Source organism: Occallatibacter sp. (assembly GCF_049582745.1).
GTDB lineage: Bacteria > Acidobacteriota > Terriglobia > Terriglobales > Acidobacteriaceae > Telmatobacter.
This window is the reverse complement of record NZ_JBAUUO010000082.1, coordinates 12916-39609: the sequence shown is the minus strand read 5'-3', so window position 1 is coordinate 39609 and position 26694 is coordinate 12916. Positions and strand designations below refer to the sequence as shown.

General features: G+C 58.1%; 24 protein-coding genes. 8 read left to right on the top strand and 16 right to left on the bottom strand.

The genetic code is table 11. The annotated features are described in order from the left end of the window. Positions 1 to 90: 90 nt before the first annotated feature. Positions 91 to 861 carry a sensor histidine kinase gene (locus WCA10_RS13640; protein ID WP_472823079.1) on the bottom strand — a complete coding sequence of 257 codons (771 nt, stop codon included), beginning with the start codon at positions 859 to 861 and terminating at the stop codon, positions 91 to 93. Between the two features lie 181 nt (positions 862 to 1042). Continuing rightward, positions 1043 to 2098, bottom strand: coding sequence for a 3-deoxy-7-phosphoheptulonate synthase (locus tag WCA10_RS13635; RefSeq protein WP_472823078.1), 1056 nt, complete (start codon positions 2096 to 2098; stop codon positions 1043 to 1045). A 156-nt stretch (positions 2099 to 2254) separates the two neighbouring features. Here WCA10_RS13635 and WCA10_RS13630 point away from each other — a divergent pair, with 156 nt between their 5' ends. Further along, a complete protein-coding gene (locus WCA10_RS13630; RefSeq protein WP_472823077.1) occupies positions 2255 to 2893 on the top strand; it encodes a thioredoxin domain-containing protein in 639 nt (212 codons plus the stop codon). A 1-nt stretch (position 2894) separates the two neighbouring features. Then, complete coding sequence (locus tag WCA10_RS13625) at positions 2895 to 3194, top strand: transcriptional regulator (RefSeq protein WP_472823076.1); 300 nt, start codon at positions 2895 to 2897, stop codon at positions 3192 to 3194. Between the two features lie 171 nt (positions 3195 to 3365). Here WCA10_RS13625 and WCA10_RS13620 read toward each other — a convergent pair whose 3' ends face one another. After that, positions 3366 to 3641, bottom strand: a complete 276-nt coding sequence (locus WCA10_RS13620) for a DUF2164 domain-containing protein (protein WP_472823075.1) — start codon at positions 3639 to 3641, stop codon at positions 3366 to 3368. A 180-nt stretch (positions 3642 to 3821) separates the two neighbouring features. Between WCA10_RS13620 and WCA10_RS13615 the strand changes: the two genes are divergently transcribed. Continuing rightward, positions 3822 to 4985, top strand: coding sequence for a VWA domain-containing protein (locus WCA10_RS13615; RefSeq protein ID WP_472823074.1), 1164 nt, complete (start codon positions 3822 to 3824; stop codon positions 4983 to 4985). A 34-nt stretch (positions 4986 to 5019) separates the two neighbouring features. Beyond that, positions 5020 to 7185, top strand: a complete 2166-nt coding sequence (locus WCA10_RS13610) for a VWA domain-containing protein (RefSeq protein ID WP_472823073.1) — start codon at positions 5020 to 5022, stop codon at positions 7183 to 7185. A 49-nt stretch (positions 7186 to 7234) separates the two neighbouring features. Here WCA10_RS13610 and WCA10_RS13605 read toward each other — a convergent pair whose 3' ends face one another. Together WCA10_RS13605 and WCA10_RS13600 are read right to left on the bottom strand one after the other, a co-directional pair. Beyond that, positions 7235 to 7666 carry a DUF3147 family protein gene (locus WCA10_RS13605; RefSeq protein ID WP_472823072.1) on the bottom strand — a complete coding sequence of 144 codons (432 nt, stop codon included), beginning with the start codon at positions 7664 to 7666 and terminating at the stop codon, positions 7235 to 7237. 5 nt (positions 7667 to 7671) lie between these two features. Continuing rightward, complete coding sequence (locus WCA10_RS13600; RefSeq protein WP_472823071.1) at positions 7672 to 8022, bottom strand: DUF3147 family protein; 351 nt, start codon at positions 8020 to 8022, stop codon at positions 7672 to 7674. Positions 8023 to 8407: 385 nt separating this feature from the next. On the opposite strand from WCA10_RS13600, the gene WCA10_RS13595 reads away from it, so the two are divergent. The 3 genes from WCA10_RS13595 to dnaJ all read left to right on the top strand — a co-directional run bounded on the left by WCA10_RS13595 (position 8408) and on the right by dnaJ (position 11524). Then, the gene (locus WCA10_RS13595; protein WP_472823070.1) at positions 8408 to 9523 is read left to right on the top strand and encodes an HrcA family transcriptional regulator; all 1116 of its coding nucleotides are present in this window, start codon (positions 8408 to 8410) and stop codon (positions 9521 to 9523) included. Positions 9524 to 9693: 170 nt separating this feature from the next. Further along, positions 9694 to 10281, top strand: coding sequence for a nucleotide exchange factor GrpE (locus tag WCA10_RS13590; RefSeq protein ID WP_472823069.1), 588 nt, complete (start codon positions 9694 to 9696; stop codon positions 10279 to 10281). A 124-nt stretch (positions 10282 to 10405) separates the two neighbouring features. Next, positions 10406 to 11524: a molecular chaperone DnaJ gene (gene dnaJ / locus WCA10_RS13585; RefSeq protein WP_472823068.1), complete on the top strand. Its 1119-nt coding sequence runs from the start codon at positions 10406 to 10408 to the stop codon at positions 11522 to 11524. 34 nt (positions 11525 to 11558) lie between these two features. On the opposite strand, the gene WCA10_RS13580 is transcribed toward dnaJ, so the two are convergent. After that, positions 11559 to 13031 (bottom strand): UbiA family prenyltransferase, encoded by a 1473-nt coding sequence (locus WCA10_RS13580; protein ID WP_472823067.1) that lies wholly within the window; start codon positions 13029 to 13031, stop codon positions 11559 to 11561. A 233-nt stretch (positions 13032 to 13264) separates the two neighbouring features. On the opposite strand from WCA10_RS13580, the gene WCA10_RS13575 reads away from it, so the two are divergent. Next, positions 13265 to 15916, top strand: coding sequence for a serine/threonine protein kinase (locus tag WCA10_RS13575; RefSeq protein ID WP_472823066.1), 2652 nt, complete (start codon positions 13265 to 13267; stop codon positions 15914 to 15916). A 14-nt stretch (positions 15917 to 15930) separates the two neighbouring features. Here the strand turns inward: WCA10_RS13575 and WCA10_RS13570 are convergent, their stop codons facing one another. The 10 genes from WCA10_RS13570 to WCA10_RS13525 form a co-directional block, all read right to left on the bottom strand. Then, the gene (locus WCA10_RS13570) at positions 15931 to 16746 is read right to left on the bottom strand and encodes a hypothetical protein (protein ID WP_472823065.1); all 816 of its coding nucleotides are present in this window, start codon (positions 16744 to 16746) and stop codon (positions 15931 to 15933) included. A gap of 340 nt (positions 16747 to 17086) precedes the next feature. Then, positions 17087 to 17596, bottom strand: coding sequence for a hypothetical protein (locus WCA10_RS13565; protein WP_472823064.1), 510 nt, complete (start codon positions 17594 to 17596; stop codon positions 17087 to 17089). A 578-nt stretch (positions 17597 to 18174) separates the two neighbouring features. Beyond that, entirely contained in the window at positions 18175 to 18579 is a 405-nt protein-coding gene (locus tag WCA10_RS13560) for a hypothetical protein (protein WP_472823063.1), read from the bottom strand. Positions 18580 to 18849: 270 nt separating this feature from the next. Then, positions 18850 to 18993, bottom strand: a complete 144-nt coding sequence (locus WCA10_RS13555; protein WP_472823062.1) for a hypothetical protein — start codon at positions 18991 to 18993, stop codon at positions 18850 to 18852. A gap of 295 nt (positions 18994 to 19288) precedes the next feature. Then, positions 19289 to 20371, bottom strand: a complete 1083-nt coding sequence (locus tag WCA10_RS13550; protein WP_472823061.1) for a hydrogenase large subunit — start codon at positions 20369 to 20371, stop codon at positions 19289 to 19291. After that, on the bottom strand, positions 20368 to 20775 hold the full coding sequence (locus WCA10_RS13545) for an NADH-quinone oxidoreductase subunit C (protein WP_472823060.1): 408 nt from the start codon (positions 20773 to 20775) through the stop codon (positions 20368 to 20370). The genes WCA10_RS13550 and WCA10_RS13545 overlap by 4 nt, the downstream gene beginning before the upstream one ends. Further along, positions 20762 to 21178 carry a 4Fe-4S binding protein gene (locus WCA10_RS13540; protein WP_472823059.1) on the bottom strand — a complete coding sequence of 139 codons (417 nt, stop codon included), beginning with the start codon at positions 21176 to 21178 and terminating at the stop codon, positions 20762 to 20764. The genes WCA10_RS13545 and WCA10_RS13540 overlap by 14 nt, the downstream gene beginning before the upstream one ends. Further along, positions 21175 to 22089, bottom strand: a complete 915-nt coding sequence (locus WCA10_RS13535) for an NADH-quinone oxidoreductase subunit H (RefSeq protein WP_472823058.1) — start codon at positions 22087 to 22089, stop codon at positions 21175 to 21177. Before WCA10_RS13535 ends, WCA10_RS13540 begins: the two co-directional genes overlap by 4 nt. After that, positions 22086 to 22586, bottom strand: coding sequence for an NADH-quinone oxidoreductase subunit B family protein (locus WCA10_RS13530; RefSeq protein ID WP_472823057.1), 501 nt, complete (start codon positions 22584 to 22586; stop codon positions 22086 to 22088). Before WCA10_RS13530 ends, WCA10_RS13535 begins: the two co-directional genes overlap by 4 nt. Next, the gene (locus tag WCA10_RS13525; RefSeq protein WP_472823056.1) at positions 22583 to 25675 is read right to left on the bottom strand and encodes a proton-conducting transporter transmembrane domain-containing protein; all 3093 of its coding nucleotides are present in this window, start codon (positions 25673 to 25675) and stop codon (positions 22583 to 22585) included. Before WCA10_RS13525 ends, WCA10_RS13530 begins: the two co-directional genes overlap by 4 nt. Between the last annotated feature and the right edge of the window lie 1019 nt (positions 25676 to 26694).

Here is a 26694-nt window from a genome sequence, read left to right as displayed (position 1 = left end):
GAGACCTATCGCTTGCTGGTGACGACTATATGCTCACCACCCGACAGATGAATGTTCACTACCGCACATAGCCTTAATAATTTGTGAGATTTAGCCGGCGTGGGCGCTGAGGGGAATGGAGATGCGAAACGCCGTTCCATTTCGTGAAGGCCGCGTTGTGGTGCGGCTGCGGATGCGGCCGTGATGCTTCTCCACAATGGACTTGGAGATGGAAAGACCGAGGCCGGTGCCGCGCTCCTTTTTGGTGGTGAAGAAGGGGTCGAAGATTCTGGGCAGGATGGGAGCAGGGATGCCGGGTCCGTTGTCGGCAACGGTGACGTGCGCTTCGTCGGAAGTGCGCCTCACACTGACCGCGAGGGTGCCATTTTCGGGCAGGGCGTCGATGGCGTTGGAGATCAGGTTGGAGAACACCTGGAGCATGTCGCCGGCGTGAACTTCGGCAGAGACATCGGAGGTGAGCCGCTTGCGCAGATTGATGTGTTTGGCGGAGATTTTCCGTTGATGCACGCGCAGAGCAGCTTCGGCGAGGGTAGCGATGGCGATAGACTCGCGGGTTTCGGAGGAACGGTAGAAGCTGAGTGTTTGCCGGGAAAGCTTGGTGAGAGTGACGAGCTGCTCCTCGAGCATGCCGCTGAACACGCGGACCTGCGACGGGTTATCTGCTTCCTGCTGAATGAGATAGTTGAGGTTATGCACGGCTTCGAGGGGGCCGTTGATCTCGTGCATAACCATGGCCGCAAATTGACCGGCCACGACCAGTTCCTGGTTACGGCGAAGAATGTCCTGGGTTTCCTTCGAGTGGTCGAGTTCGACTGGCTGGTTCATACGCAACCCCATCTCGGTGACTGGGGAGGATGCCATTTTTGGGCATCAACGACTCGGGAGGAAGCGCCCCCGCAGGCCAGTTTTACTGCTTCGGCATGGCAGGTTCAGAAGCTGGAGCAGAACCCGCTATGTCCGGTAACAAACAGATTGATGCCTTGATATTGGAAAGGGTGGCCCGCTAACGGAATACGGTTGCTGGATTCTCAGATGCGCTGGGCTATGGGCGGCGAGTGCGGGCTGCGACAGCGAGCTCTTTCAGCAAGGGGTAGGTCTGGCTCCAGTCGATGCAGGCGTCGGTGATGCTTTGGCCGTGGACGAGAGGCTTGCCGGGGACGAGCTTTTGAGCGCCGGAGACCAGGTTGCTCTCAAGCATGACGCCGATGATGTTGGGATTGCCGGCAGCGACCTGGGCGGCGACGTCGCGGCAGACGAGGGGCTGGCGCAGATGGTCCTTGTTGCTGTTGGCGTGGCTGCAGTCGATCATGATGCGGGGCGCGGTCCCCGCTTTCTCCATTTGGAGAGCAGTATCGGCAACGCAAGCGGCGGTGTAGTTGACCATTTTTCGGCCGCCGCGGAGGATGATGTGGGTTTCGGGATTGCCGGTGGTGACGAAGATGGCGGATTGGCCATGCTTGGTGTGGCCGAGGAAGGTATGCGAGTTCGCCGCGGAGAGGATGGCGTCGATGGCGACCTGGATGTCGCCGGAGGTGGCGTTCTTGAATCCGACCGGGCAGGAAACGCCGGAGACCAGTTGGCGATGGACCTGGCTTTCGGTGGTCCGGGCGCCGATGGCTCCCCAACTGACCAGGCCGGCAATGTACTGCGGGGAAATCATGTCGAGGAATTCGGTGCCTGAGGGTACGCCCATTTCGGCGAGGTCGAGGAGGAGATGGCGCGCGAGGCGCAGGCCGTCGTTGATCTTGTAGGAACCGTCGAGATGCGGATCGTTGATGAGGCCCTTCCAGCCGACAGTGGTGCGGGGCTTCTCAAAATAGACGCGCATGACGATGTGGAGGTCGGCGGAGAATTCGGCGATAGCGGATTTCAGGAGGGCGGCGTATTCGACAGCGGCCTTTGTGTCGTGAATGGAGCACGGGCCGACGAGGACGAGGAGGCGCGGATCGCGATGGGCGAGGATGCGGGAGATGTCGAGGCGCGCATTGAAGATGGTGGCGATGGCCTCCTCGGTGATGGGACGTTCTTCTTCAAGGAAGACGGGGGGGAGGACCACCTTGGTCCACTGGATGCGAACGTCTTCAATGCCTTGATTCATGGGAGAAGCTTTGTTTCAGATTATCAGTGTTTTTGGAGGGACGGAGGGACAAAGGGACTGGGATTATCGCGCTAGTTTGGAGTTGACATTTCACGGCATGGGGCGCATATTGTTCGCAGACTGGTTTGTAGTGCAAACTAGTCTATGGAGAACGTGATGATCAATTCATCGTTCCAGAATGTGGATGTGAACCCGGATGCGGCGGCCAGGAACCTGATGCAGAGGGCGCACAACCAGGATGGTGTTCCGGAGATTCTGGTTGGAGCATTTTTTCTTGCGGTAGCGGGGTTGATGTGGCTTCAAGTCGCATTTAAGCCGGGATCGATTGAGTATCTGGCGTCCGTTTTGGGACTGATGCTGCTCATTATTCCGGTGGGTGCGTTATTGCCATGGATGATCAGAATGGTCCGGAGGCGGTACCTGATCGAGAGGGTGGGATATGTTGAACCGAAGCCGGCCAATCGGAAGCGGCTGGCCGTTGTGGTTGGCATCGCGTTCGTGGTCGGGGCGGCGGCGGCATTTGCAGCCTGGCGGGGAGCGTTTCCGCCGGCGAGTTGGGTGCTGGCGGGGACCGGCATCTTCGGCGGAGCGATCGTGGCCGCTGCCGGCCGCTTGCCCCGGTTCATCGTTGGCGGAGTGATCGGGGCGGTAGTGGGTTGTGTTGCCGGGCTCGACCGGCTGACTCTCGCGTTGGGTTTCACCCTGGTGTACGGCGTGATGGGGCTGTTGTCTCTGGGCTCCGGCGTCGTGGTGCTGTTGCTTTTCATGCGCAAGCGCGACGAGGCGGGTGAGTGAGATGAGCAGCGCGAAGATTCAGCGATTGGCGCAGATTGACCGGGTGATTCACGAGCCGGCGCGGTTGATGATTGTGGCGCTGCTGGCTGCCGTGGCGGAGGCGGACTTCCAGTACCTTCATCAAACTACCGGCCTGACGAAGGGAAACCTGTCTGTCCATTTATCGAAGCTGGAGGAAGCGGGGTATGTTGAGATTGAGAAGAGCTTCAAAGGCAAGTACACGCTGACGATTTGCCGGCTGACGGAAGAGGGCAAAAAGGTGCTCGATGCGTACCGGAAGGTGATTAAGGGAGCGCTCTGATCGCGTGAGGCAATGCTTACGGTGCATGCTGGTGAATCGACAAAAAATGTCCCACAGCGGCTAAAGCCGACATTCATTCTTGCCCATTTGCGGCACGCGACCCACTCTGTGGGTTCCCCGAGTCGTGCCCTGACGCTTCTTGCCGTTCTGAGTCAGGTTTTGCCGGGGTAGTCAGCGGCGGGATTTGCGTTTGGCGTCGGCGCGGGGCCAGTACTGGAACTCGTCGGAGAAGAGCTCGCCGTTGAGGTCGGCGACGCGCTGCGACAGACGTGTTTGCGCGTCGGAGATGGCGAGGTTGTAGATGGCGGGGCCGATCTCTTCGAGGAAGAAATTGAGCAGGAGGCCTGCGGGCATTTCGCCGATGGGCTCGAGGTTCTCTTCGAAGTAGCGGTGCATGGAGGCGATGGCGTCGGTGCGTTGTTGTTTCGAGAGTTCGAGGGTGACCATCGGAGCGGCTCCTGGTTGAGGGATGAATCCAGAATACTGAATGGTGCGGGTGAAGATCGCCGGTATGAGCGGCGGGAGTGTTGTATTGCGATTGCGGATGCGTTTTTATGCCGCCCTGGAGTGATACGTCTCCGTCTTAGTGAGCAACGGACAGATGTAGACTCCGTGATGGGAGGATTCATGGGCTGGGTCAATATCGGGCGATGCCGGCTCGCGTGGTGGATCGGTTTCGCAATCGCGCTTTTGGGAATGGCATCAGGGAATAGCCTTAGCGCTCTCGCGCAGGTACATCCGGCCGCTCCGGCACAGCAGCCGGGAGGCGGCGATCCGGTACTGACGCAGCGGCCACCGCCGAAGCTGAAGACCCTGTTGATTCCTGAAGGAAGAATCAAACTGGATGTGATGGTCAACGATGCGGCAGGAAAAGCAGTGGTGGGTCTGGAGCCGTGGGATTTCAAGATCCTGGACAATGGACAGCCGCGCAAGGTGATGTCGTTTCGCGCGTTCAACGACGCAGAGGTGAAACCCGATCCGCCCGTTGAGGTGATTCTTGTGATCGACATGGTGAACCTGGCCTTTCAGCAGGTGGCTGTAACACGGCAGGAGATATCGCAGTTTCTCGAGCAGGACGGCGGACATCTGAAGGTACCCGTGAGGCTGCTTCTGCTGACCGATGCGGGCATGCGGGTGCAACCGAGGTCTTCGATCGACGGCAACGCGTTATTGAGCGTGGTGAAGCAGATCAAGGGAGGAGTGAGAACGATTGATTCGGCCATGGGTGGCGAGGCTCTGCTGGAGCGTTTTCAGCGATGCTCGCGCCAGGTGACGGCGATTGCGGAGAACGAGGCGCGCGTGCCGGGCCGGAAACTGCTGATCTGGGTGGGACCGGGGTGGCCGATGCTGAATCGGCCGGAACTTGGGTATTATTCCGCGCGGGACCAGCAAAGCTATTTCGACGGAATAGTGGAATTGTCGAACCGGCTGCGCGAGGCGCGCATGGTGGTTTACAGCGTGGCTCCGTATATTGGCGCGGACACGACATTCAACATTCGCTACCAGGACTATCTGAAGCCGGTGAAGTCGGCGCGGGAGTCGGACCCCGGCGACCTTTCGCTGAAGGTGTTGGCGACGCAGACAGGCGGGAAGATTCTGGGACCGGACAACGACATCGTGAGCCAGATCAACAAGTGCATTGTGGACGCGAATGATTTCTACCGGATTTCATTTGATCCGCCGGCGGCAGAACACGCCGATGAGTATCACGATCTGAAGGTAGTCGTGGCCAAGCCGGGAGTAACTGTGCGGACGAATACCGGGTACTACAACGAGCTGCCGGGCCATTGAGCCTGAGGGTCGGCGAGCAAACAGGACGGGATCGATGGGGGAAGTGGGCCTGGGGAGAACTGCGGCGGCGATTGCTTTGTTGTTGTCTGTGGCCCTTGGAACGGGACAGTCGCAAGCAACGCAAACAGCCTCAGAGATCGCGCCGCAAGCCCTGGCGACGGGCGCCGAGGGTGGTATTCAGCTAGATGTTGTGGTAACGGATGCGTCGGGCAATCCGGTCACCGGTTTGCAAGAGGGGGACTTCAGTCTCTTTGATAATGGGAAGCCGCAGAAGATTGTTTCCTTTGCTGCATTCGATGGAGTGAAGAGCAAGCCGGATCCTCCCGTCGAAGTGATTCTGATGATCGACGCGCTCAACAACAGCTTTATTGAGATGGGATTCATTCTTCAGGGCCTGGAGAAGTATCTGCGTGAGAACGGCGGCCATTTATCGCAGCCGACTTCGATTGCGAGATTGACGGTGTCGGGGATGGAGACGCTGTCGCGTCCATCGCTCGACGGCAATGCGCTGGCGAAGGTTGTACACGGAATTGGCGCAAGCAACAGGCCAATCGGGGTCTATACATTCCCGCCGTCGATGAATGCTCTGGCGCGTTTGGCGCAGGAAAATGCGTCGAAGCCGGGCAGAAAATTGCTGATCTGGCTGGGCACAGGCTGGCCAACGCCCGCTATCGTCCGCGAGACGTACACCTCTTTGGACGAGCGGCAGCAACGCGAGAATTATCAATTGATGGTTCAGATTTTGGAAGCAATGCTCGATGGACACATTGTGCTCTACGGCGGATACACCGCGAGCGATTTTTACATGCGCGACTTTCTGAAAGGAGCGAACAAAGCATCGGATCTCGATCCGCGCGCGCTGTCGCTGGATGTGCTGGCGTTCAAGAGCGGCGGACGTGGTGAGCTACCGGCGATCAATGCGGACAGTGTCGTTACGGCGGCGCTCAACCACTTTGTGCGGGAAGCGAACGCGTATTATGCGATCTCGTTCAACCCGCCGCAGGCAAAGAAAGCTGACGAATACCATGACTTGAGGGTTGCGATCGACAGAGCGGGTCTGAACGCGCGGACCGTCACCGGCTACTACGATCAGCCGGAACTCCACCGGCCACAGACGGTGCAGGAGTTGCGCAAGGTTGTGGAGCAACCGGCGATAGAAGAAGAGGCTGCGCCGGGAATGGTGACGGTAGCCCAACTCACCGAGATTCTGCGGCAGGACAAGACGAAGCGCGATGCGGAGCTGGCAAAGGAAATCGATCGGCTCCAACTGACGGAGCGACTGAGCAGCGCGAAGCTGTCGGCGCTGAGCGCGGAGTTGCCGGGAGCGAAGTCGAAGGCTGCATTGACGGCGGTTGGCGATGTGTCAGTGTTTTTGGAACCTCCGGTGACAGAGATACCGGCAAAACCGGAAGCCGACCTTATCGAGCAAAGACGGATTGTGTCGCTGGCGGTGGACTACCTGCGAGATACGGTTCCAAAACTCCCGAATTTTTTTGCCAGGCGAACCACGGTGAAGTTCGAAGCGCGTCGCGTGCGGAATCCGCAGGCGCAAAACGCAGTCTCGAAAAACGATGGTCCGCTGCGCAGGATCGGAGATGCAGTGGCGATCGTGCAATACCGCGATGGCAAGGAAGTGGTAAAGCAGGAGATGGTGAAAGGGAGCGATGGCAGCGAGCAGGGGCTGGAGACGTGGGGGACCTTCGGGCCGATTCTTTCCACTGTGATTGTGGATGCTGCACATAGCACGATGCGATGGAGTCACTGGGAAGAAGGCCCGAACGGACCTATGGCGGTTTTCCAGTATCAGGTTCTCAAGCCGAATTCTCATTACGAAGTGTCTTATCCAACGATTGTGAATACGGGTGTTGACCTGGCGGCGAAGCATCGAACGGCTTATCACGGAGAGATTGGGATTGACCCGGATACGGGGAGGATCCTGCGTCTTGCACTGGAGGCCGATCTCGAACCGGAACTTCCGATGGAGCGCGCCGACATCATGGTGGAGTACGGTGAAATGGAGATTGGAGAGAAGAAATATACGTGTCCGCTGCGGAGTGTTTCGCTTTCGACAGGGCGCTCCCCGAGTATGGGAGGAGTGTCGTTTGGGCCGATTTCAAGCAGTGAAGTTACTCGGGTGAATGATGTTGTCTTTGACGAGTATCATGTGTTTCGCTCGGAGATGCGGATAGTGCCGGATTGAAATGAGGAATTCGCAGCATGCCCGGCCCCGAGGTTGGCGGGTATGGGATCTAACAGTGGAGGACACGTTTCTTGCGCAGCAGCCAGACTCCCACGGAGAGTGCGAGCCAGACAAGCGTGGCGAGGACGAAGGTCTGAGCGAGGCCGGCGCGCGGCAGCCAGATCCAGACGACACACGCGAACCCCGCAAGGCCGATGCAGCCGATGGCCGTGCCGAGTGCGTCGATGGCGGCGACGATGCGGCCGCGGTTGGTCCCGTCGAAACCGGCGCGCGCTTTGTGCTGCTCTTCGTGGGCTTCAACAAGGCTCGCGCTGGCGGGAAAGATGGCGGGAAAGGCAAGGAAGAAGCCGCCGATCACTGGCCCGCATCGCTGTGCGATCAAGCCTGCGAGCACGCAGACAACACCTCCGAACGCGAAGCGGATGATCCATTCGTGGGGCCTGATGCCTTTAATCGCGGAGAGCCTGGCATGCAGGATCATGGTGGCTATCTCACGAGGAGCCAGAACGCGCACGAAGCGGCGAACCATACCGGCATGAGAGCGATGGTTGCGGCGAGAGCGTGCGGCTTGAGGCGAAGCAGTATCCAGCTTACGCAGGCGGCATACAGCAGGAACGCAATGGCGCCGAGGATCATGGAGCGCGCTTCGACGGCCGCGTAGGCTTTGCCGTGGCCGGCGATGGTAATGCCGATGGTGGCGAGCGCGATCGATGGAGCTGCGCCGAAGAGGCCCGCGAAACTTTTGGGGCGAAACATTTCAGCGAGCACGGCGAAGAAGCTGACGACGACGCCGCCGATCAGGAAGCGAGCGAGAAGCTCTCCAATTTCAACACGCACGGAGATGAGCCCTCACGCCGCTCTCTGCGCCTTGTGGATTTCAATAATGACCTGGATAGTTCCTTCACTTTGGTCCACAGGTTTGAGGAGGACGGGGTTTGCCATACTTCTGGCGGGTTTTTGTGCCATCACGCGCTCCGCCTGTTTATTTGGGGAATATCATCCTGGAAGCTGAGAGAGCTACGGGGTTGATTCGGTTGCCCTAAGCGGCCTGATCTGTGCCAGAAGCAGGTTGGGGACCTTTGCCGCAACTTGACAGTGCTACTGTGAGATTTCTAGAATAAAGAGGGACAATCCTGCCTATTTGGAGCTCTAAGCATCTCATTATGGGAGGATTAGCCGGTTTGAAGTCAACCGGTTGCAGTCCAGCGAGGTAGCTGATCCGATGGCTGAGACGCGCGTGAGTCCGCGGGAGCGGCTGGTACTTACGGCGATTATCGAGCTCTATATTGCTACCGGGGAACCTGTGGCCTCGCAAACGGTTGCCGACCATTTTGCACACAAGGAAGGTTTGAGCTCGGCGACGATCCGAAATGTGATGGTGTCGCTGAGTGAGGCGGGACTGCTGGAGCAGCCGCACACCTCGGCGGGTCGCGTGCCCACGGCGGCGGCGTTTCGCTATTACGTGGAGCAGATAACGAGGCCGGATGCACCGATGGGGCGGATTGGGGTGGGTGGAGCTGCGTTCGCGACGCTGCCGCAGGCTGGAATGCCGCTGAGCGAGGAACGCCGCGAACAGATTGAGGAGAGCTTCTCAGGCGTGACGAGTTCAAACGAATATCTGGAGCGCACCTCGCATGTGCTGGCGCTGATCTCGAGTGGGCTCGGGGTGGCGCTGGCGAGCGCGACGGCGGATCAGGTGCTGGAGCATATTCATTTTTCCCGGCTGTCGATCGGGCGCGTTCTGGCCGTGGTGGTGACGCGGGCCGGCGCGGTGCTGGACCGGGTCCTGGTGCTTGATCGCGAGTTGACGCATCTAGAATTGGAGACGGCAGCCCGGTATCTGAATGAGACGTATCACGGGTGGCAGATCGAGCGAATTCGCACAGAAGTGACGCGGCGCATGGATGAGGAGCGCGCGGCTTATCACCAGTTGCTGGCGTCGGTGGAGGAGCTCTGCCGCAAGGGTGCACTGGAGGTGGGCGATGCGGCATCGGTGCTGTTCGTGGAGGGCATGGCGAACCTGATTGCGGTAGAGGTGGACCGCGGTCGATTGAAACAGATGTTGTTGGCGCTGGAAGCCAAGCAGCGCCTGGTGGATTTGCTGACGGCCTATGTGAATGGCAGCCAGCAGGAAGTACGCGTAGTGGTGGGACTGGATGAGGCTTCCCCGGCGATGCAGGATCTGGTGCTGATCGGGTCACCGGCCCGGCTGGGTGGCACCAGCCTGGGAACTGTGGCAGTGATTGCGCCCACCCGCATCCAATATCAGGAGATGATCCAGGCAGTGCGCTATGTGGCGAAGCTCTCGGAGCGCATTCTGGAGATTCCGAATCAGTAAAAGGGCCCGGATAAGCATCCGGGGTTTGCGCGGATGCGAGTCCGCATGCAAGGGGATATTGCGCCGCAAGAGCCGCTGGAATAACCGGGCATTTGCCGAGGAATTTATCATTGACCAAGAAGAGAAATATTTGGGGAATTCGTAAAGATATGCGAGAGAAGGAAGCAGATTTGACAGAGTTGGAAAACGAGGAGAACCCTGCAGGGGAGAACAGGTCTGCGGAGACGGCCGAGATACCTGCGGCCGAGGGGCAGGGCCAAGAAACCACGGTAGTTCGAGCGGAGTTTGAACAACTGAAGGGCGAGTACGACCAGCTCAAGAAGGAGCGCGATGCGCTGCTGGACAGGCTGGCGCGGCTACAGGCGGAGTTTGAGAATGCGCGTAAGCGGGCGGAGAAAGAGAAGGCCGATTTCAAGGACTTCGCTGTCGGCTCCGTGGTGGAGCAGTTTTTGCCGGTGCTTGACAACTTCGAACTGGCGCTGAAGTCGACGGGTTCGCTGGAACAGTTGCGTTCGGGCGTGGAACTGATTGTGAAGCAGATGGAGGAGATCCTGCGCGGACTGCAGGTGCAGCCGGTGGCGACTGTGGGTGAGGAATTCGATCCGCGTCATCACGAGGCAGTGGGCTCAGTTGAGCGCGAGGACTTGCCGGATCAACACGTGGCGGAGGAGGTTCGCCGCGGTTATCGACTGCGGGAGAAACTATTGCGGCCGGCGCTGGTGCGGGTAGTATCCAATCCAAAACAGACGAGCGAGTGAACGCGGTTGGCGCTCAGGATGCGGACGTTTCCGGCGCGTGACAACCGGGACGGCGAAGAGGCGACGCGCGGGGCGAATTCCGCGCCACCATCGAGAGAGGGTTGAACAGGGTTTGAATACGAGAGTGGCTAAAGCTGACTATTACGAGGTGCTGGGAGTTTCGCGAGAAGCCAGCGACCAGGAATTGAAAAGCGCGTATCGCAAACTTGCGCTCAAGTTCCATCCGGATCGCAATCCGGGGAATCATGCGGCGGAAGAGAAGTTCAAAGAGGCGAGCGAAGCCTACCAGGTGCTGAGCGACGTGGACAAGCGCGCAGCCTATGATCGTTACGGTCATGCGGGCGTGAGCGGCGGAGGGCCGGGCGGCTTCGGGGGCTTCTCGGGTGCGGTTGACCTTGGGGATATTTTCGGAGATTTGTTCGGCGAGATGTTCAACATGAACGCCGGACAGCAGCGGGGAGGTCGCCAGCTGCGCGGCGATGACTTGCGTTTTGATCTCGCGATTGAATTCGAAGAAGCGATTTTCGGGACCGAGAAGGAAATCAAAATCCGCCGACTCGAGGCCTGCGAAATCTGCAAGGGAACGGGGAGCGCATCGGGCCGGGGGCCGTCGGTGTGTCCGCAATGCCATGGACGCGGGCAGATCCGGTATCAGCAGGGATTCTTCTCGGTTGCGCGGACGTGCAACGCATGCGCGGGGCGGGGATCGATCATCGGCGATCCGTGCCAGACATGTCGCGGAGAGACGCGGCTGACGAAGGAGATCAAGCTCAACGTAAAAGTGCCGTCGGGTGTGGAAGAGGGAACGCGGATTCGGTACACGGGTGAGGGCGATGTGGGCCGCGGCGGGGCGCAGAGCGGGGATCTCTATGTTGTGCTTTCGATTCGCAAGCACGACTTTTTCGAGCGCGAAGGGCAGAACCTGCACTGCGTGATCCCCATCAGCTTTCCGCAAGCTGCTTTGGGGGCGGATATCGAGATTCCGGGAGTTGATGGGCCGGTCATGCTGAAGATTCCCGAGGGCACGCAAAGCGGGAAGGAACTGCGCATCCGCGCCAAGGGTGTTCCGTATCTCAACGAAAAGGGACGCGGCGACTTGATTGTGCGAGTTGTGGTGCAGATTCCGAAGAAGGTGAGTCGCGCACAACGCGATCTGATTACGGAACTGGGTAACTCGATGTCGGTGGAGAATAAACCGACGTCGCCGGGATTGCTGGACAAGATGAAGGATTTGTTCAGCTAGAGCGATACCGGAATATATCTAGACTCTTTAATGATCAGATTGCCATCACTACGATGACGGCGACAGCTACGCCCATCACCAGGCTTGCAGCGTCGGTGAGAGCGAACGCGACCGGATCTTCGTCGAGTTCTCCGCGCGAGGCCAGCAGCCATACGCGGCACAGCCAAAGGACCATAAAGGGAACGATCAGCCACAGGCGTTGCGGATGGTGGTAGAGAGTCGTAATGTCCTGACTGCTGATGTAATTGGCGAAAATGACGACCGCCGCAAAAGCGCTGGCGGTTCCGAAGGCGCGGATCTGCTCAATATCGCTCATGAGATAACCGCGGCCGTTCTTGAGTTGCATGCCCCTGATACGGAGGTTCTCGAGTTCGGCAAACCGCTTAACGATGGCAAGGGAGAGAAACAGGAAGATCGCGAAGCCGGCGAGCCAGTGAGAGATGGGCGTGGCGGTGGCGGCGCCGCCTGCGAGCAGGCGCAAGGTATAGAGGCCGGAAAGGACGACCACGTCTACGAGAGCGATTTTTTTCAGATAGAAGGAATAGGAGAGCGTCGAGCCAACATAGACGAGCAGCCAGAATGAAAACGCGGCAGGAAGGAGCTGTGCGGCAGCGAAGCCTGCGGCGAGCAGGAGAACGATGGCAACAAGTCCGATAGAAGGCGCCAGATCGCCTGAGGCGAAGGGACGCAGACGCTTCTTCGGGCTGCGGCGGTCGGCTTCAATGTCGAGAAGGTCATTGACGAGGTAGGTGCCCGATGCGGCGGCGCAGAAGCAGCAGAAGGCCAGCAGCGCTGAGGCCAATAGTCGGATCGAGTGATTATGGGCGAGGAGGGGCGGGAGCAGGACGAGAAGATTCTTGGCCCACTGATGTGGTCGAAGTGCTTTGACGAGCGAATTCAGGGGCCGGCTGCGTTCTTCAAAGGCGCGCGAGGGGACGATGCCTTGTGCGCGCAAACTCATGCGCAATCGTCGACTCGGATTTGCGACCATGGATTCCGCGGCGCCCGCCATCACCGGAAGATCCGGCGTGTCGTTCCCGATGTAGGCAAAATCGACTCTGCCCAGGCGCCGGCGGAGGCTGTCGAGTTTCCAGCTACCGGTCAGGTTGTGAGTGCCGTCGCTGGCAAGGACTTCATGGAAGAATCCGAGATGATCGGCAACGCGGCGCGCGAGTGGAGCGTCGGCGCCGGTAGCGAGATAGATTTCGCGGCCCCGGGCCTTTTCCTGTTGAAGGAAATGAAGCAGTTTTCGGTTGTAAGGGAGATGCGTCACGTCGAGAGCGACGTTTTCGGTAACAAAGGCTTTGAAGGCGGCCTTTCCGCGAAGGAGCGTGCCGGGCAGGCGCGGAAGGAGGAAGGGATGAGTTCGGGCCAGGACGAGCAGCGAGTCGATCAGAGTGTCGGATTTGACCAGAGTCCCATCCAGGTCGACGCAGAGGGGCATGAGTTTTGCCGTTCCGGATTCTGTTTGAGACTGGACTCGGGGCAACCTTAACCTCGCGTGCACATGCGGAAGAAGCCGGTCAAACGTGATCTCAATGCGTACCCGCTTCGACCGAATGGTGTGACGAACTCAGATGATCGTAGAAGCCGCCTGAACGGCTCAAGTATACAGCCGCGACGATGCAAACTGACTTAACCAGAGAAGGGCGCGGCATGAATGGAGGCTTCAGCAAACGGCCCGAACCTGCGCCTTTGCTGGATTTGCATGGGTGAATTCGATTCGCCCAATGATTGCGGATGCGTTGGGGCGATATAATCGCGCAGATGCCGCTCAATCCACACCAGTTCATCGATCACTACGAGATACTTGCGCTTCTGGGGGCGGGGGGCATGGGCGAGGTGTATCGCGCCCGGGACACGAGACTGAATCGCGACGTCGCCATCAAGGTGTTGCCGGGGCTGTCGACGTCCGAGCCTGACAGGCTGCGCCGCTTCGAGCAGGAGGCGCGTGCGGCGGCGGCGCTGAACCATCCGAATATTCTGGCCGTGTACCAGATGGGATCGCACCAGGGGGCGCCCTACCTGGTTTCGGAGCTTCTGGAGGGCGAAACGGTTCGCGACCGGTTGAAGCGCGGCGCGCTGCCAATCCGGAAGGTCGTCGACTACGGAGTACAGATCGCAAAGGGACTGGCGGCGGCGCATGAGAAGGGCATTGTTCATCGCGATCTGAAGCCGGAGAATCTGTTTCTGACCAACGATGGCCACGCCAAGATTCTGGACTTCGGACTGGCGCGCTTAACGCAAGTGAACGAGGCGATACCGGCGCAGTCTGCGCACGAAGTGCAGACTATGGCAGGGATGTTGATGGGTTCCATGGGCTACATGTCGCCGGAGCAGGTACGGGGACAGTCGGCAGATCATCGGTCTGACATTTTCACATTCAGCGCTGTGCTGTACGAGATGCTGACCGGTCAGCGAGCGTTCCAGAAGGCGACGTCGATCGATGCGATGAGCGCGATCTTAAACGAGGAGCCGACGCCCCTTACGCAACTCTTGCCCAATGCGCCTCCGGGACTTGAAAGAGTCGTGCAGCGTGGTCTCGAAAAGAATCCTGAACAGCGCTTTCAGTCGGCATCGGATCTGGGTTTTGCGCTGGAGGCGGCAGCGGGTCCATTGCAGAGTGTGTACACCTCGAACTACAGGATTCAAGAGAAACGGCCGTTGTGGTCGCGTGGATTTCTCCTGGCGATCGCTGGTGCTATCGCCGTGATGCTTGTTGCGGTTGCGTATTCATGGCTGCGGCCGGTGCCGGAGCCGCAGGTGGCGAACTATCTGCAGTTGACACACGATGGACTACAGAAATCGCTTATCGGGACCGATGGGTCAAGGCTTTTTCTGACGGTTGTTAATTCGGGAGCAGAGGACGCAGCGGCAGTTCCGATTACAGGCGGCGAACCAACTCGGATCTCATTGCCGAGGCCTGGCATGCTTCCCTTGGACGTTTCCCCGGACGGTTCATCGTTGCTTTTGGTGGATGGAACGGGATATCCCGTGACCGGTCCGCTGTGGAGCTTGCCGGTGCTCGGGGGTTCTCCGCGACGACTGGGAGATGCTTCGGGTAGCGTTGGCGCCTGGTCGGGAGATGGAAAACAACTGGCGTTTGGTAAGGACAATGACGTCTTTCTGGCCAACGGAGATGGAACGGCGGCACGCAAGATTGCAACGATGAAGAACCTCGTGTCCGGAATCAGTCTCTCGCCGGATAACTCGCGCGTTCAGATCGAAACGGAAGAAATATCGCAAAGCGGAACGAGTGTCGTGGTCGGAGAGCGAATGATCTGGCAGGCGCCGGCGAACGGATCAAATCCAACTCCACTGGTTCCGAAGTGGCAAGGCACAAGGAACGAATGCTGCGGCAGGTGGAAGGAGGACGGGAAGTACTTTGTTTTTCAGTCGGGCGGGCAAATATGGGCACTTTCGGGGGAGAGGCGCTTTCTGCAAAGAGGAGCGAAGCCCATTCAATTGACATCGAGCCCGATGCAATTGCAATCGCCGTTGCCGAGCAAGGATGGGAAGAAGCTATTTGTGGTGGGAATGACGTTTCGAGGCGAGTTGACTTCTTTCGATGTGAAGACGGGCAAGCCAACGCCTTTTCTCGGTGGGATTTCGGCCGATTGGGTTGATGCAAGCCGCGACGGGAGACAGGTTGTTTATGTTTCTTATCCGCAAGGGGATCTGTGGAAGAGCAATCTGGATGGAACGAATCGGGTGCAACTGACCTTCAGTCCGACCAAGCCGGTGTTGCCGCGTTGGTCGCCGGACGGCCAGACGATCCTCTTCTTCGAGTTTCCGAACGGACCGGGCAAGCCGGGAAAGATGTATGAGATTCCGGCATCAGGAGGAACTCCTCACGAGCTGATACCGGATGACAAGCAGAACGAGCAGGATGCGACGTGGTCGGCGGATGGCAAGCGGATCGCATTCGCCGGGGATGCGAACGATGCGATTGTGCGGAACAGCAGTCCAGCGATCAATATCCTCGATGTGCAGACGGGCAAGGTTTCACCGCTGGAGGGTTCGCAGGGAATGTTTTCGCCGCGGTGGTCTCCGGATGGACGCTACCTCGCTGCCATGACGAGCGATTCGAGCAAGCTGATGCTGTTTGATTTCGAGACCCGGAACTGGAAGCAGATCGGGGCCGGGACGCTGAGCTGGCTGAACTGGTCGCCTGACGAGAAATTCATTTATGTGAAAGATCTCGCAGGCACAGGTTCAGTCGAGCGGTTTCAAGTTCCGGACGGAAAGGCCGATCGGATCGTGGACTTGAAGGATTTTGTACTGACTGGACTTGGCGGAGGCGCGGTATCTATAGCACCGGACGGCTCACCCCTGCTGCTGCGCGATCGGGGAACGCAGGATATCTATGCTTTGGACTGGATTCAGCCCTAGTTTGTTGCGGGCTGCTATTGTGACGGCGGATTTTTAGCCAAATCAGCGAGCGAAACGCGACAGGAATTGAAGGCGATTTCGATGACGCCGGTATTTTTGATGTCGAACACGACACGCGACGGGATCTGAAAAGACTCCACCTTCACATAGTCGATGCGAAAAATGGCTTCAGCCGGAGGGGCCGTGGATGGCTGACTTACCTGGGACGCGACGGCGGATACGAGAAGTCCGTCGGGCGTGGAGGCGTAGGTCGGTGTAGCCAGAACCTTCATGTTCGGGTTGACGACCCGGACTTCGGTAAGAAGCATATTCTTGTCGAAGTCTTCATCGAAACTCGAACCGTCTGACGTGCCGCTCAGGTGAACGCCGTCTCCCGCATTGGTAACAGTGATGGTTGAGTCGGGGATCGGCACCATGCTGCCATTCATATACACATTCCACGTCTGAAAAAAGCCCGAGACTGAGGTTTGCAGTCCATCGCGAATTTGTTTAATCGCGGCTGCCTTGTCCTGGGGTGCTTCGCTTTCACTCGTCCAGCCAAGCGATCCATTGCCTTTGAGTTCGTCATCGACGGAGAGATGGACGGTCTGGAGGAATTTCAGGGCGGGATTGTCGTCGGGAATATCGACACCGCTAAGGCGCGTCAGCATCGACTTCCAATCGATGGCGGCGTCACAATGAAAGGACTTGAGGCCGCTTGCCGTGGGGGTGTAGTAGAGCGCGTGGGCGGCGGCGAGGCGGGCGCGCGGGTCTTTGTTCTGAGCAAGAAGCGCGGTGCAGGCCAGACAGAGGAAGCCGAGGAGCAGCAGGAAGGAAATCTTGCGGGGCATGGAGGCACTATACCGTGCCTCGCGAGGAAGTCTGGCGAAGATTTTGAGGGGATTGGTGGAGCTGAGGATCGAACCGCTGGCCTCCTCGTTGCGAATTCAAGGCGCGAAGTCAGACGGAGAGAAACCAGACGACACCAAGTGACACAGAGAGGCAGTGTTCATGCGGGTTTCACGCCGGTTCGCTGCCTTTTGCGCGTGACCGAGCGACACAGCGATCGACGCCCCGACACCGGCAGGGATGGCAGGGTTATGACACAAACCGTGACACAATGATCTGACCCACCGTAGGCATCCTCTTGAGCATCCCGAGATTGTAGTTGGATAACTAAAGACGTCAGAATTAATCGAACGAATTTGAAGGCAATAGTAGCCGAAACACCTCTAATGCTCCCTCGACGTTTGTAGGGTCGAGCGGATACGTTTCCGTTGGTGAGAGCAGATTCAGGTATGCGGTCGGCTTGTTTGAGAAGCCATCTTCGCTTCGCGAGTACGCTTTGTAACAGAACCCGTTCGACATGAGAACGATCTTGCAGTTTGGGAACTGATTGGCATAGGTCTGACCTTGCACGGATGCGTAGGTTAGCCCCTGAGAGAACCCCTTGCTCTCAACGATCAGTGTGCAATCATCTAGATTGCATGCTCCCCCTGGTTTCCTAATAAAAGGTCTCCTAAATCCAGCAATATCGACACGTCCACCGCTCACGCCTAGCTCGATTTTAGGTTGGTGCTCAGCCCATCCGAGAGCGATGAGGAGCGGTACGATGAGAAAGGTTAGAGCCTCGTGTTCGCGAATGTCGGATGGGTACTGGCAATCCACGTAGTAGTTGACCAAAAGACGAATGCGCTTCATTGCGTGAGTAAATTCTTCGGCAGCGCCCGGTCGTAGTCCATTCTCAATTCAAAAGCCCAAGATTTGCTCATCCGAAATCTGCTTGGTTGGTTCCGGCTCTGGAAGGCATTCACCGACTGCAGGAGTCGTAGCTAGCAAGTCGTCTATAGTCCTCCGGATTAGCCCATTGTTTATTCCAGAGATGGTGCCCCGAATGAACCCTTGGCAGTCTAATGTCTCAGGCAGTCTGTGCCAATCCACATAGCAGTAACCCGGCAACTCCCAACCATCGAAGTCCTTAAGCCACTTCTTGTCTGCCTGCCCGACGACTTGCCCATTGCGCTCTCTTGCGATACCTACCGCTAGCAGTTGTGAGGTACCGCGTTTGAGTGCCACGCGATCACCAGTCTTAACTTGCGAGATTGTCGCGACCTGCGGCTTGTCACCCACAAAGGCAATGCATTGCTGCAAAAAACCACTCTGAATAATCACGACCTTCCGCTTCTGCTGCTACCTGCCAGTAGTTCCGGCCAGGTGCCGCTATCGTCGGAGTCACCATCTTAAACCTCCTTTGGTTGTGCTCTTAAGCTCCCGCACGATCAAGGCACTGTTGAACTGCCCGTTGCAGAATGTCTTGATTTGTCTGTCGTTGAGTTGCGCTCGAAGAATGCCACCGCAGCGAGACACTCACCCTTGTGCCCTTCACCGCAAATATGATCACCTTGGTCGCCATAGTATGAGCTTCCCATCAGGTTCGCGAAATTTCGCTGATCTTGATTGCGCAACCAGGCATAATCGAAGTCCTGGCGGTGTTTAAAGCCGACCAGTTCAATGATCAAAAAGTCTCCATCGCCGCGCCGGCAATAGACCTTACCGCTGCTACCTGCATCGAGCGCCCAGAGCTTGGGCGTGGTTCCCGGAACCTCATGTTTGCCGTTAGTCTTTCCGTTGTGCATCAGGCGAAATTGCTGCAGGAAGACTAGGCGTTGCGATTCGTCCAGCATATCGATTCTCTCGAGCGCTCGATCTTTGAAAGATAACTTCGGTAGAAGTGCGCGATACTCCTCACGTCGCCTGCGCACGTGCCTGGCAATTGCATCATCGCTGTGTTGAGCTGCAGCCGCTCTCGTCTTGGCCTGCGAGCGCGCGAACCGAAGCTCCAATTCCGTAAGCCGCTGCCGGTTTGCGACGTCGCAATCCTCGTCTTCTTGCTCTTGGGCATCCCATGCCTTCAGGAACTCCCTCTCCTCATCTGCGAACTCGAGCTTATGGCGTCACGCATCGTATTCCTGCGCCAGTGCGGCAAGGTGAGGATATTCGAGATCGAAATTCGCCTTGCGCTGTTCGTCAATCTTCGAGCCTTTGCCCTTGTGCGCAAGCCTGCGTTCGCGCTTGCTGCTCTCGAAGCAGTTCCTCACGCTGCTTCTCGGCAAAGGCATCTTCCTCCATGGCCTGTTGCTCGGCAAATAGGCCTTCAACAAGCACTTTCAGCTCCGGTTTGAGGTCGAGATAGTGCGTTTCGGGTACCAGGTTGCGGGTGAATAGCGCCAAAGCACGATGTTTCAGATCGAATAGCGTTTTCTGCTGTCGGGAGGCCTGCAGCGCCGGCGCCGGCGGGGCTGCTGCCTTGTGCTTCGACCGTGCTGCTTGCCGATGGCTCTCAGTGACCTGAACGACTTCGAAATGCAGTGCGCGGATGAGACCTTTTTGAAATCACCGATCTGTGCATGAGTAGCAGGGATCGATGGATGCCTGAATGAGGGGTGCGTCAGCGACGCGGGCGCCCAGAACCATCGAGCGAATCGCAGGCATGTTGACGTAGGTCGGGGTGCGCACATGAACCCGGCTCGGCGTGCGCGAGTTTTCCTTCCAACTGACGCTGTACACGACTTCACCGCGCGGGGCCTCGACGCGGCTGATGGCCGTTCCAGCTACAAACGCGAGTTTTGTTTCGCTATGCGCGAACTCACCTGGCGGGAGCTTGGCTATCGCCTGGCGAAGAATGCTGCAGCTCTGAAGAATTTCGTAGGCGCGGACGAGAAGCCGGGCGCGCACATCACCCGCTGTCTCTACCGGCACGTCGAATTCCATCTCGGCGTAAGCTGCATAGGGCGCTGCACGGCGAAGGTCCTGAGGAATTCCTGAAGCGCGGGCGGTAGGGCCCACCACTCCACAGTCCTGCGCCTTCTCGCGTGTGAGAATCCCAATACCCGCACATCTAGATCTTGCCGTGTAGCTGCTGGTGAAGACAGGGACGAGTTCGCGGGCGATTTCATCTTCGAGCAGATTGACCATCTTCAACAGGGTGTCGGGGTCGGTGATATCCCGATTGACTCCGCCGATGCGATTCATCGAGTAATTCACGCGGTTGCCGGAAATAGCCTGAAGCATGTCCATGACCTTTTCGCGATAACCGAAACACGCCATGAACAGCGTCTTAAATCCCATGAGCTTGGCGGCAATGCCAGCCCAGAGCACATGAGAATGGAGTCGTTCAAGCTCCGCCATGATGACGCGGATATAGAGCGCGCGCGGCGGAGGCTCAAGTCCGGTGAGCTTCTCGAGAGCTTGGCACAAAGTGAGCGTGTGAATAAACGAGCAGATTCCGCAGACGCGCTCCATGAGCGCAATCAGCTGGACGTAGTTGCGGGTTTCCGCAAGGTGCTCGATGCCGCGAAAATTAAACCCGATATGCAGCTTCGTATCGCAGATGGTCTCGCCCTCGCAGATCATCTCGAGTTTGTAGGGCTCTTCCAGACCGGGATGATAGGGGCCCATCGGCAACTTGTAGCTCATTTCGCCACCTCGTGAAGGTTAACGCCGGTGCGGTCGTTATCCCGGAGCAGAAGCGGCTCGTAAACGCGGCCAGTAAAATCAATCGAATATTCTTCGTGGATTTCGCGCTCGATCCAATCGGCAGCTTCGCAGATGTCGTAGATGCTGGGCATGGTGTTGGCCGTAGGGTAGAAGGCGAAACCGAGCAGTTGGCCGTTCAAGTCCCATAGGTATTCGAGGCAGAATCCCTGATTCATGGGAAGTTCGGTTGCGGTAATGGTGACGAATCGCGCGCCGGCCCGACCAAGAACCGGCACCAGCTCACGGAGACTGAGGTTGCCGGTGGTAAACCACTTGACCCCGCTTATGTCTGTCGAGACGTCGGTGATTTTGAGTTCGGCTGCCAGTTCCTCAATGTTGTTCATGGGGCTCTCCTGACTGGGCGCTCGTCCCGGCAGGGGCGGGCTGCGATTTGGGCGAAGGAGTTTTGCGTTGCAGCGTATAGCTGGTTCGCAGGCTTCCTGCCGAGAGGTAGATCGGTGGGCATTCCGCGTCCTGTGTCAAGGCGTGGTCTTTGCATCCGTCGACGCAGCGACCGCAGAACGTGCATCGCCCCGGGTCGTAAGCCCAGGTGAATTGCTTGCCGGCTGCAGTAAATGTGATGGCGCGGGCAGTACAGCGAAAACGGCACATGGCGCAACCGGTACAGCGCGCGGGATCAAAATGCACCAGGCCGCGAAAGCCAGCTGTCATGGGCGGAGCTGCAGGAAATCGCAGCGTCGCGACGCCGCGACGCAGGTTCTTCCAGAGCAGTCCAAAGATCTTCATGAGCGTAACCTCATGAGCAGAGTCGTGGAGATGGCAAGGACCGCGAAGGCGAGAGTGCACTGCCAGTAAAACCGAACGGTTGTGTCGATGGCGAGGCGTGCCGTGGCCGCGGCAATGATCGAGATTGCCAGGACAAGAAGCAAGCCGATGAGAAGGACGAAGACTACGTCGAGCCAAAGATGTGCAGTTGGTGGAATGGCTAATGTGGCAACCAGGCCCACACCGGCAATCCATTCAAGGCCGTGTGAGAGCTGCCACAGCGCGAGTTCGAATCCGGCATATTCAACCATCGGACCCGAGTAGATCTCCTGCTCAGCATTGGGGAGGGAGAAGGGATTGACGTGAAGCTTGGCAGGAAGGCAAATGAGAATTGCAATCAGGCCGAGGTATCTCCACGGAGTGGCCGCGGCGCTGGCGAGCGAATCGAGTCGAAACGAGTGCTGCGAGACAGCAATCGAGACAGCCGCCAGCAGGAATACGAGATTGTATGAGACAAGGAGCACAGCTTCGCGCGCCGAGCCGATTTCGGCAAATAATGAGCGCGAGGAAAACCCCGCGACGATCATGCAGATTGCGGGGATCTCCATCAAAGCGAGTAGAAGAATCAAGTCACCCTGAAAGCCGCCACGTAATGGCAGAACGGGGAGCAACCCAACGGCTCCGGCTGACGCGGAAACCGCGATCAAGGGCCAGGCTCGCATCAGGACTCCGTTCACGCCGGAGCGCGGCGGCGTTGACTTTCCGATGAGCTTGACGAAGTCGAAGAACGGCTGGCCAAAGGGGGGTCCGATGCGCCGCTGCAAAAGAGCGACAGACTTACGCTCGATCCACAGCACCAGCCATGCCGCCGGAATGGCGAAGAGCAAACCAGGGAATATAAAGAAGCGCGCGAGTGCGGTAAGGAGATTCATGACCGCGCCTCTTCCCGATTGGTGATGGAGGTTGCCGGCGATTCAGCCTTCGCGGCATTGTCACGGCGTTCGGCCAGTATGTTGGCAGCTGCGGCGATTCCGCGGACGATAGCATCAGGCCGGGGTGGGCATCCGGGGACAAAGACATCTACGGGAATGTGCTTGTCGAGCGGACCAACAAGAACGCGGCTATCGATGAATACGTTGGTAGATGCCGGGCATGAGCCGATCGCAATCACTGCCTTCGGCCCGCACACCTGTTCGTAGACGGTGTGAATGGCAGGCGCGGCCGTATGCGTTACCGGACCTGTCACGCACAGTATGTCGGCGTGGCGTGGGCTTCCCTGCAACAACACTCCGAGCTGTTCTGCGTCGTAACGTGGGGTCAGCGAGGCAATCAGTTCAATGTCGCACCCGTTGCAACTTCCCGAATTCATATGGAAGATCCACGGGCTGCGACGGCGGCAGGCAAATAGCAAACGAGTCCAGAGATTCATGGCCGCCCTCCTTGAAACGCCTGGACGACAACGTTGGGCCAGACACCCGCGCCAAGAATGCATACAAAGAGCAGAATGATGACAGCCTTCAATATCACGGACTCGTGGAAGAGAGGGGGAAAGTACCGCTCAGTTCTATCGGCCGCGGTGACATGTTTCTCATCGTAGGACGGGATTCCCCACCATACACTTGCGAACGCCATGACATAGGCAATAAGAGCCAGCATCGACGCAAGTACGAATCCGCCCAACAACGCTGGATGAATCGAAAGGGCTGTTTCGTAGAGCCTCCAGCGGCCAGCAAACCCGAGCATCGGAGGAACGCCGAGCAGTGTGAGCATTCCCACCAGAAACCCGAAGGCGCTGAGAGGGTAGCGCACGGCTAATCCAGTATCTCCACGCGCAAGTGCCCCATCGCGTTCTGGAGCAGCAATCGCAATAAAGAGGAGACTCTTTCCCAGGGCATGCGATGCAGCCGCGAGGAGGACGCCATCCTGTCCGAGGCGGCTGATCGAAGCGACGCCGAGCAGGAGGAACCCAAAGTCTTCGATGCTGGAAAGAACCAGCAGGCGCTTCATGCTGCGCTGCACAAGCATCAGTAGCGCGGCTACCAAGCTGGTGAGGAGGGCGATTACGAGCCAGAGTCCAGCCGGGAAGAACAGTGACGGGTCGATCTCCGCACGAAGCGCCAGCTCACCCAAGGCTGCGATGTCGATAACCGCGAGGATGAAACCCAATATTACGGCAGGGAGTTCATCCGCGAGGCGAAGCAGCCAGAATAGAAACGGAATCGCTGCGAACTTGATGCAGACGCTGGTCAGGAGAAACGCTCGGCTCCAGCCCAATTGTTCTGGTTTTGCAAGGAGTTGCGAAGACTCCATGCAGAGTCCGGAAAGTACGACCACAGCCGCGTACGCGAGACGCGATTTATGCGTATGTGCAGCTTTCCACACCGGCACAATGCTGAGCAGCGCCGCCGTTTCGAGCAGCCCAAGGCGAATTGACTCGATCCCCGCCATGCACCCCGCCAGCGCGAAAATCGAGGGGAGCGCCAATTGCAGCGGAAGGAATCTGCTTTCATTAGTTGTCGACGCAGTGCAAACCAGAGAGACTGCCGCAATGCAGACTGCGCCGATGAGCAACGGCGGCATCGGCGCGACGGAAAGTCCCACGGAGACTGCCGAGGCCTTGCCCATCCAGAAAGCGCCGAGCATCATAGCCGCTGAAATAAGCAGAAGCGCCTGGAACACGTGCTGCTCAAGCCATGCGACCGGCCGCGCCAGCGTTTGCGCCGCAGCGCGTAATTGTTGAAAGAGAAATGCGTAAGCCTTGTCCACGTTTGACCAGCGGAAGAAAGCTCGCCAATTCTGCTCGAAGATGTGGGAAAAGTCGGCGGCAGAAAGCCGGTCGTGCTCCCACAGTGGTTCGCCGCCTGTGAATACATCGTTGGGGCCGCCAAGAAGGATGCCACCAGAACCCGCAACCGTCACCTGGACGCGAGGACGGCTCGCGATCCGCGCAACCGCGAATATGGCCGTGCCCAACATGAACGAGACGATGGCGAGCACGAGTCCACCAGCCGTTGAGAACGTTCCTGCACCGCCGAACATGCCGAGCCAGGTGACACGCAGCGATGTATCCATCCCGATGGCGCTGAACATTGGCTGGAAGAAAATCACATAAGCCAATTGCGGCGCCACGCCGAGAACGATGCTCCCGAAAGCCATCAACCCCATCGCCCATTGCATTCCGGGCGAAGCCTCGTGTGCATCGCGCGCTGCTTCAGATGGCGGACCCAGGAATACCGCGCTGGTGGCTTTCGCGCACATGAACACGGTTCCGAGGCTTGCGATCCAGGCTATGACGGCGGGTACCGCCCACCCCGCCTGGATTGCTGCCGCGTACAACATCCATTTGCTGACGAAGCCACTCATCAGCGGGATGCCGGCCATGTTCCCGACGCCGACCAGCCAGCAGAGTGTTGTGCGCGGCATGCGCGATGCCAGTCCACCCAGCAGATTCATGTCCCGTGTTCCCGCGGCATGCTGCACCGCGCCAGCGTTCAGGAACAGGCCGCCCTTGAAGAATCCGTGATTGAGGCAGTGTAGAAGCCCCGCCATGATTCCCAGAGGAGTGCCGATCCCGATTCCCAGCAACATATAGCCAATCTGGCTCACGGTAGAGAAGGCCAGCATGCGTTTCAAATCACTTTGTACTAGGGCGTACATCACTCCAACCATCATGGTGACGGAGGCGATTGAAACCAGAATCAAGTTCCATGAAGGCGGCCATGCCGCGAAGCTGTGCATGCGCGCTGCGAGATAAACACCGGCAGTCACGTAACAAGCTGCGTGGAGCAACGAACTGACCGGAGTTGGAGCAGCCATGGCATCGGGTATCCACGTGTGCAGGGGAACCTGCACCGACTTGGCCGCCAGCGCCGCGAGCATCAGGAGGAATATACCCGTTGAGAAGTTGCGTCCGATCGCGGGGTCGGTCCAAAGGGCTGTGCCGGTGCGGTGATAGAGAACGAGGATGGCAATCAGCAAACCGTAGCCGGCAAGGTGTGTCATGAGCAGAACTTTGCGCGCACCCATCACGGCTTCGCGTTGCTGATACCAGAAGCCGACCAGGCTGAACGAACACAGTCCGATCACTTCCCAGCAAAGGTACAGGAGAAACAGATTGGAGCAATAGACGAGCGCAACGAAGCCGCCAATGAACACGAGCATCGTGGCATAGAAGCGTGTGACAGCCGGATCTCGACGCATATAGGCGATCGAGTAGAGGAGCACGATCGCGCCAAGGCACGTCCCCATGAATGCGAATAGGATGCTGAGCGCATCGATGTGAAATGCGAGAGCGAGCGGCCCATCCCAGGAGAACAGAGTGATGTCGACTGCGTTACCCGACTGGACGCGCGGAAAGAGGCTTATCACGCTGAACAGTGCAGGGATGCAGGTTGCTGCTGCTGTGACGCCCTTGACCCGGGCAGAGCAAATGCGCGCAATCAGGAACTGCAAGAGGGCGCCGAGGAGGAGGACACACGGTGCGAGCAAGAGGTAAACCGGATCATTAAGCTTCGGCATCCGCACCTCCCATGTTCATGGGCGGTGCCCGATTTAAGGTCTCCCGAGTCGCAGCTGCGGCCCGCGCCGCGAAACTGCGAATTACGAGCCATTCTGGGCAGCGCCGAGCTACGACAGTCTGCCGGTTAGGCGGGGGCAGTTCAACTTCAGCATCACACGATCGGTTGTCAACTACTGCTCGCACCGTGGCAGTTTGCCGAGCACCCATGGTGTTAGCACATCGCGGTAGGTACCGTTTGTGACAAACGTCACGAGCATTCCAAATTCGCGTCATGGGCTGTTGAGACAGTTGCGATTGCGTTGGCTTGGTTGGCAGCAGATTTATATGTGCGAGCTGGTGCGCACATTGAAATTTGGAGTATGCTGGTTGCCCAGATTCGCAATCTTCGGTAAGGAGCTAGATAAATGCAAGGCATTTGGTATGCGCATTTCACATCTGGGGAAGTGAAGGGAGACGGTGTGGCCGTGTTGCATGACGGGCTGATTGAAGGTGGAGACCCAGCGCACACGTACTTCGGTTCTTATCAGGTAGAGGGTTCTGATTTGTACGCGAATGTTCGTGTGAGTCCTTATGCGGGCTCATCATTACCGGCTGATCTCACACACCCAATCACATACTTTTTGCGAGGGTCAGTGATGGGAGATTCGGCAAAAGTTACAGGGCATCCTGACAATAGGCCGGAGGCTCTTGTCTCTGTCGAACTGCTCAAGGGTGAGTGAAGGGTAGCTCATTTTTCTTGAACGAGGCGTCCTTCCTCTGTTCATCTCCTCAACCCCTTTTGACTTGAGATCCCACGCAAGTCGGTCCTTCTTTACGAATGCAAAATCACGGTTGGGGAAGATCTTGCTCCGACACCTAGTCACAGCGTTATGTGATCAAAGGCACATCCAAAGCTGCGCTCGTCATTCCAAAGTTCCGGCGGACGACTCTCGGGAGTTCCGATGCAGGAAACTGAAACGCGTTGCGCGTGCCCGTTGGAATGTGCTCTGTCGGTGCGCGCCCTTTCCTCTCCACTTCT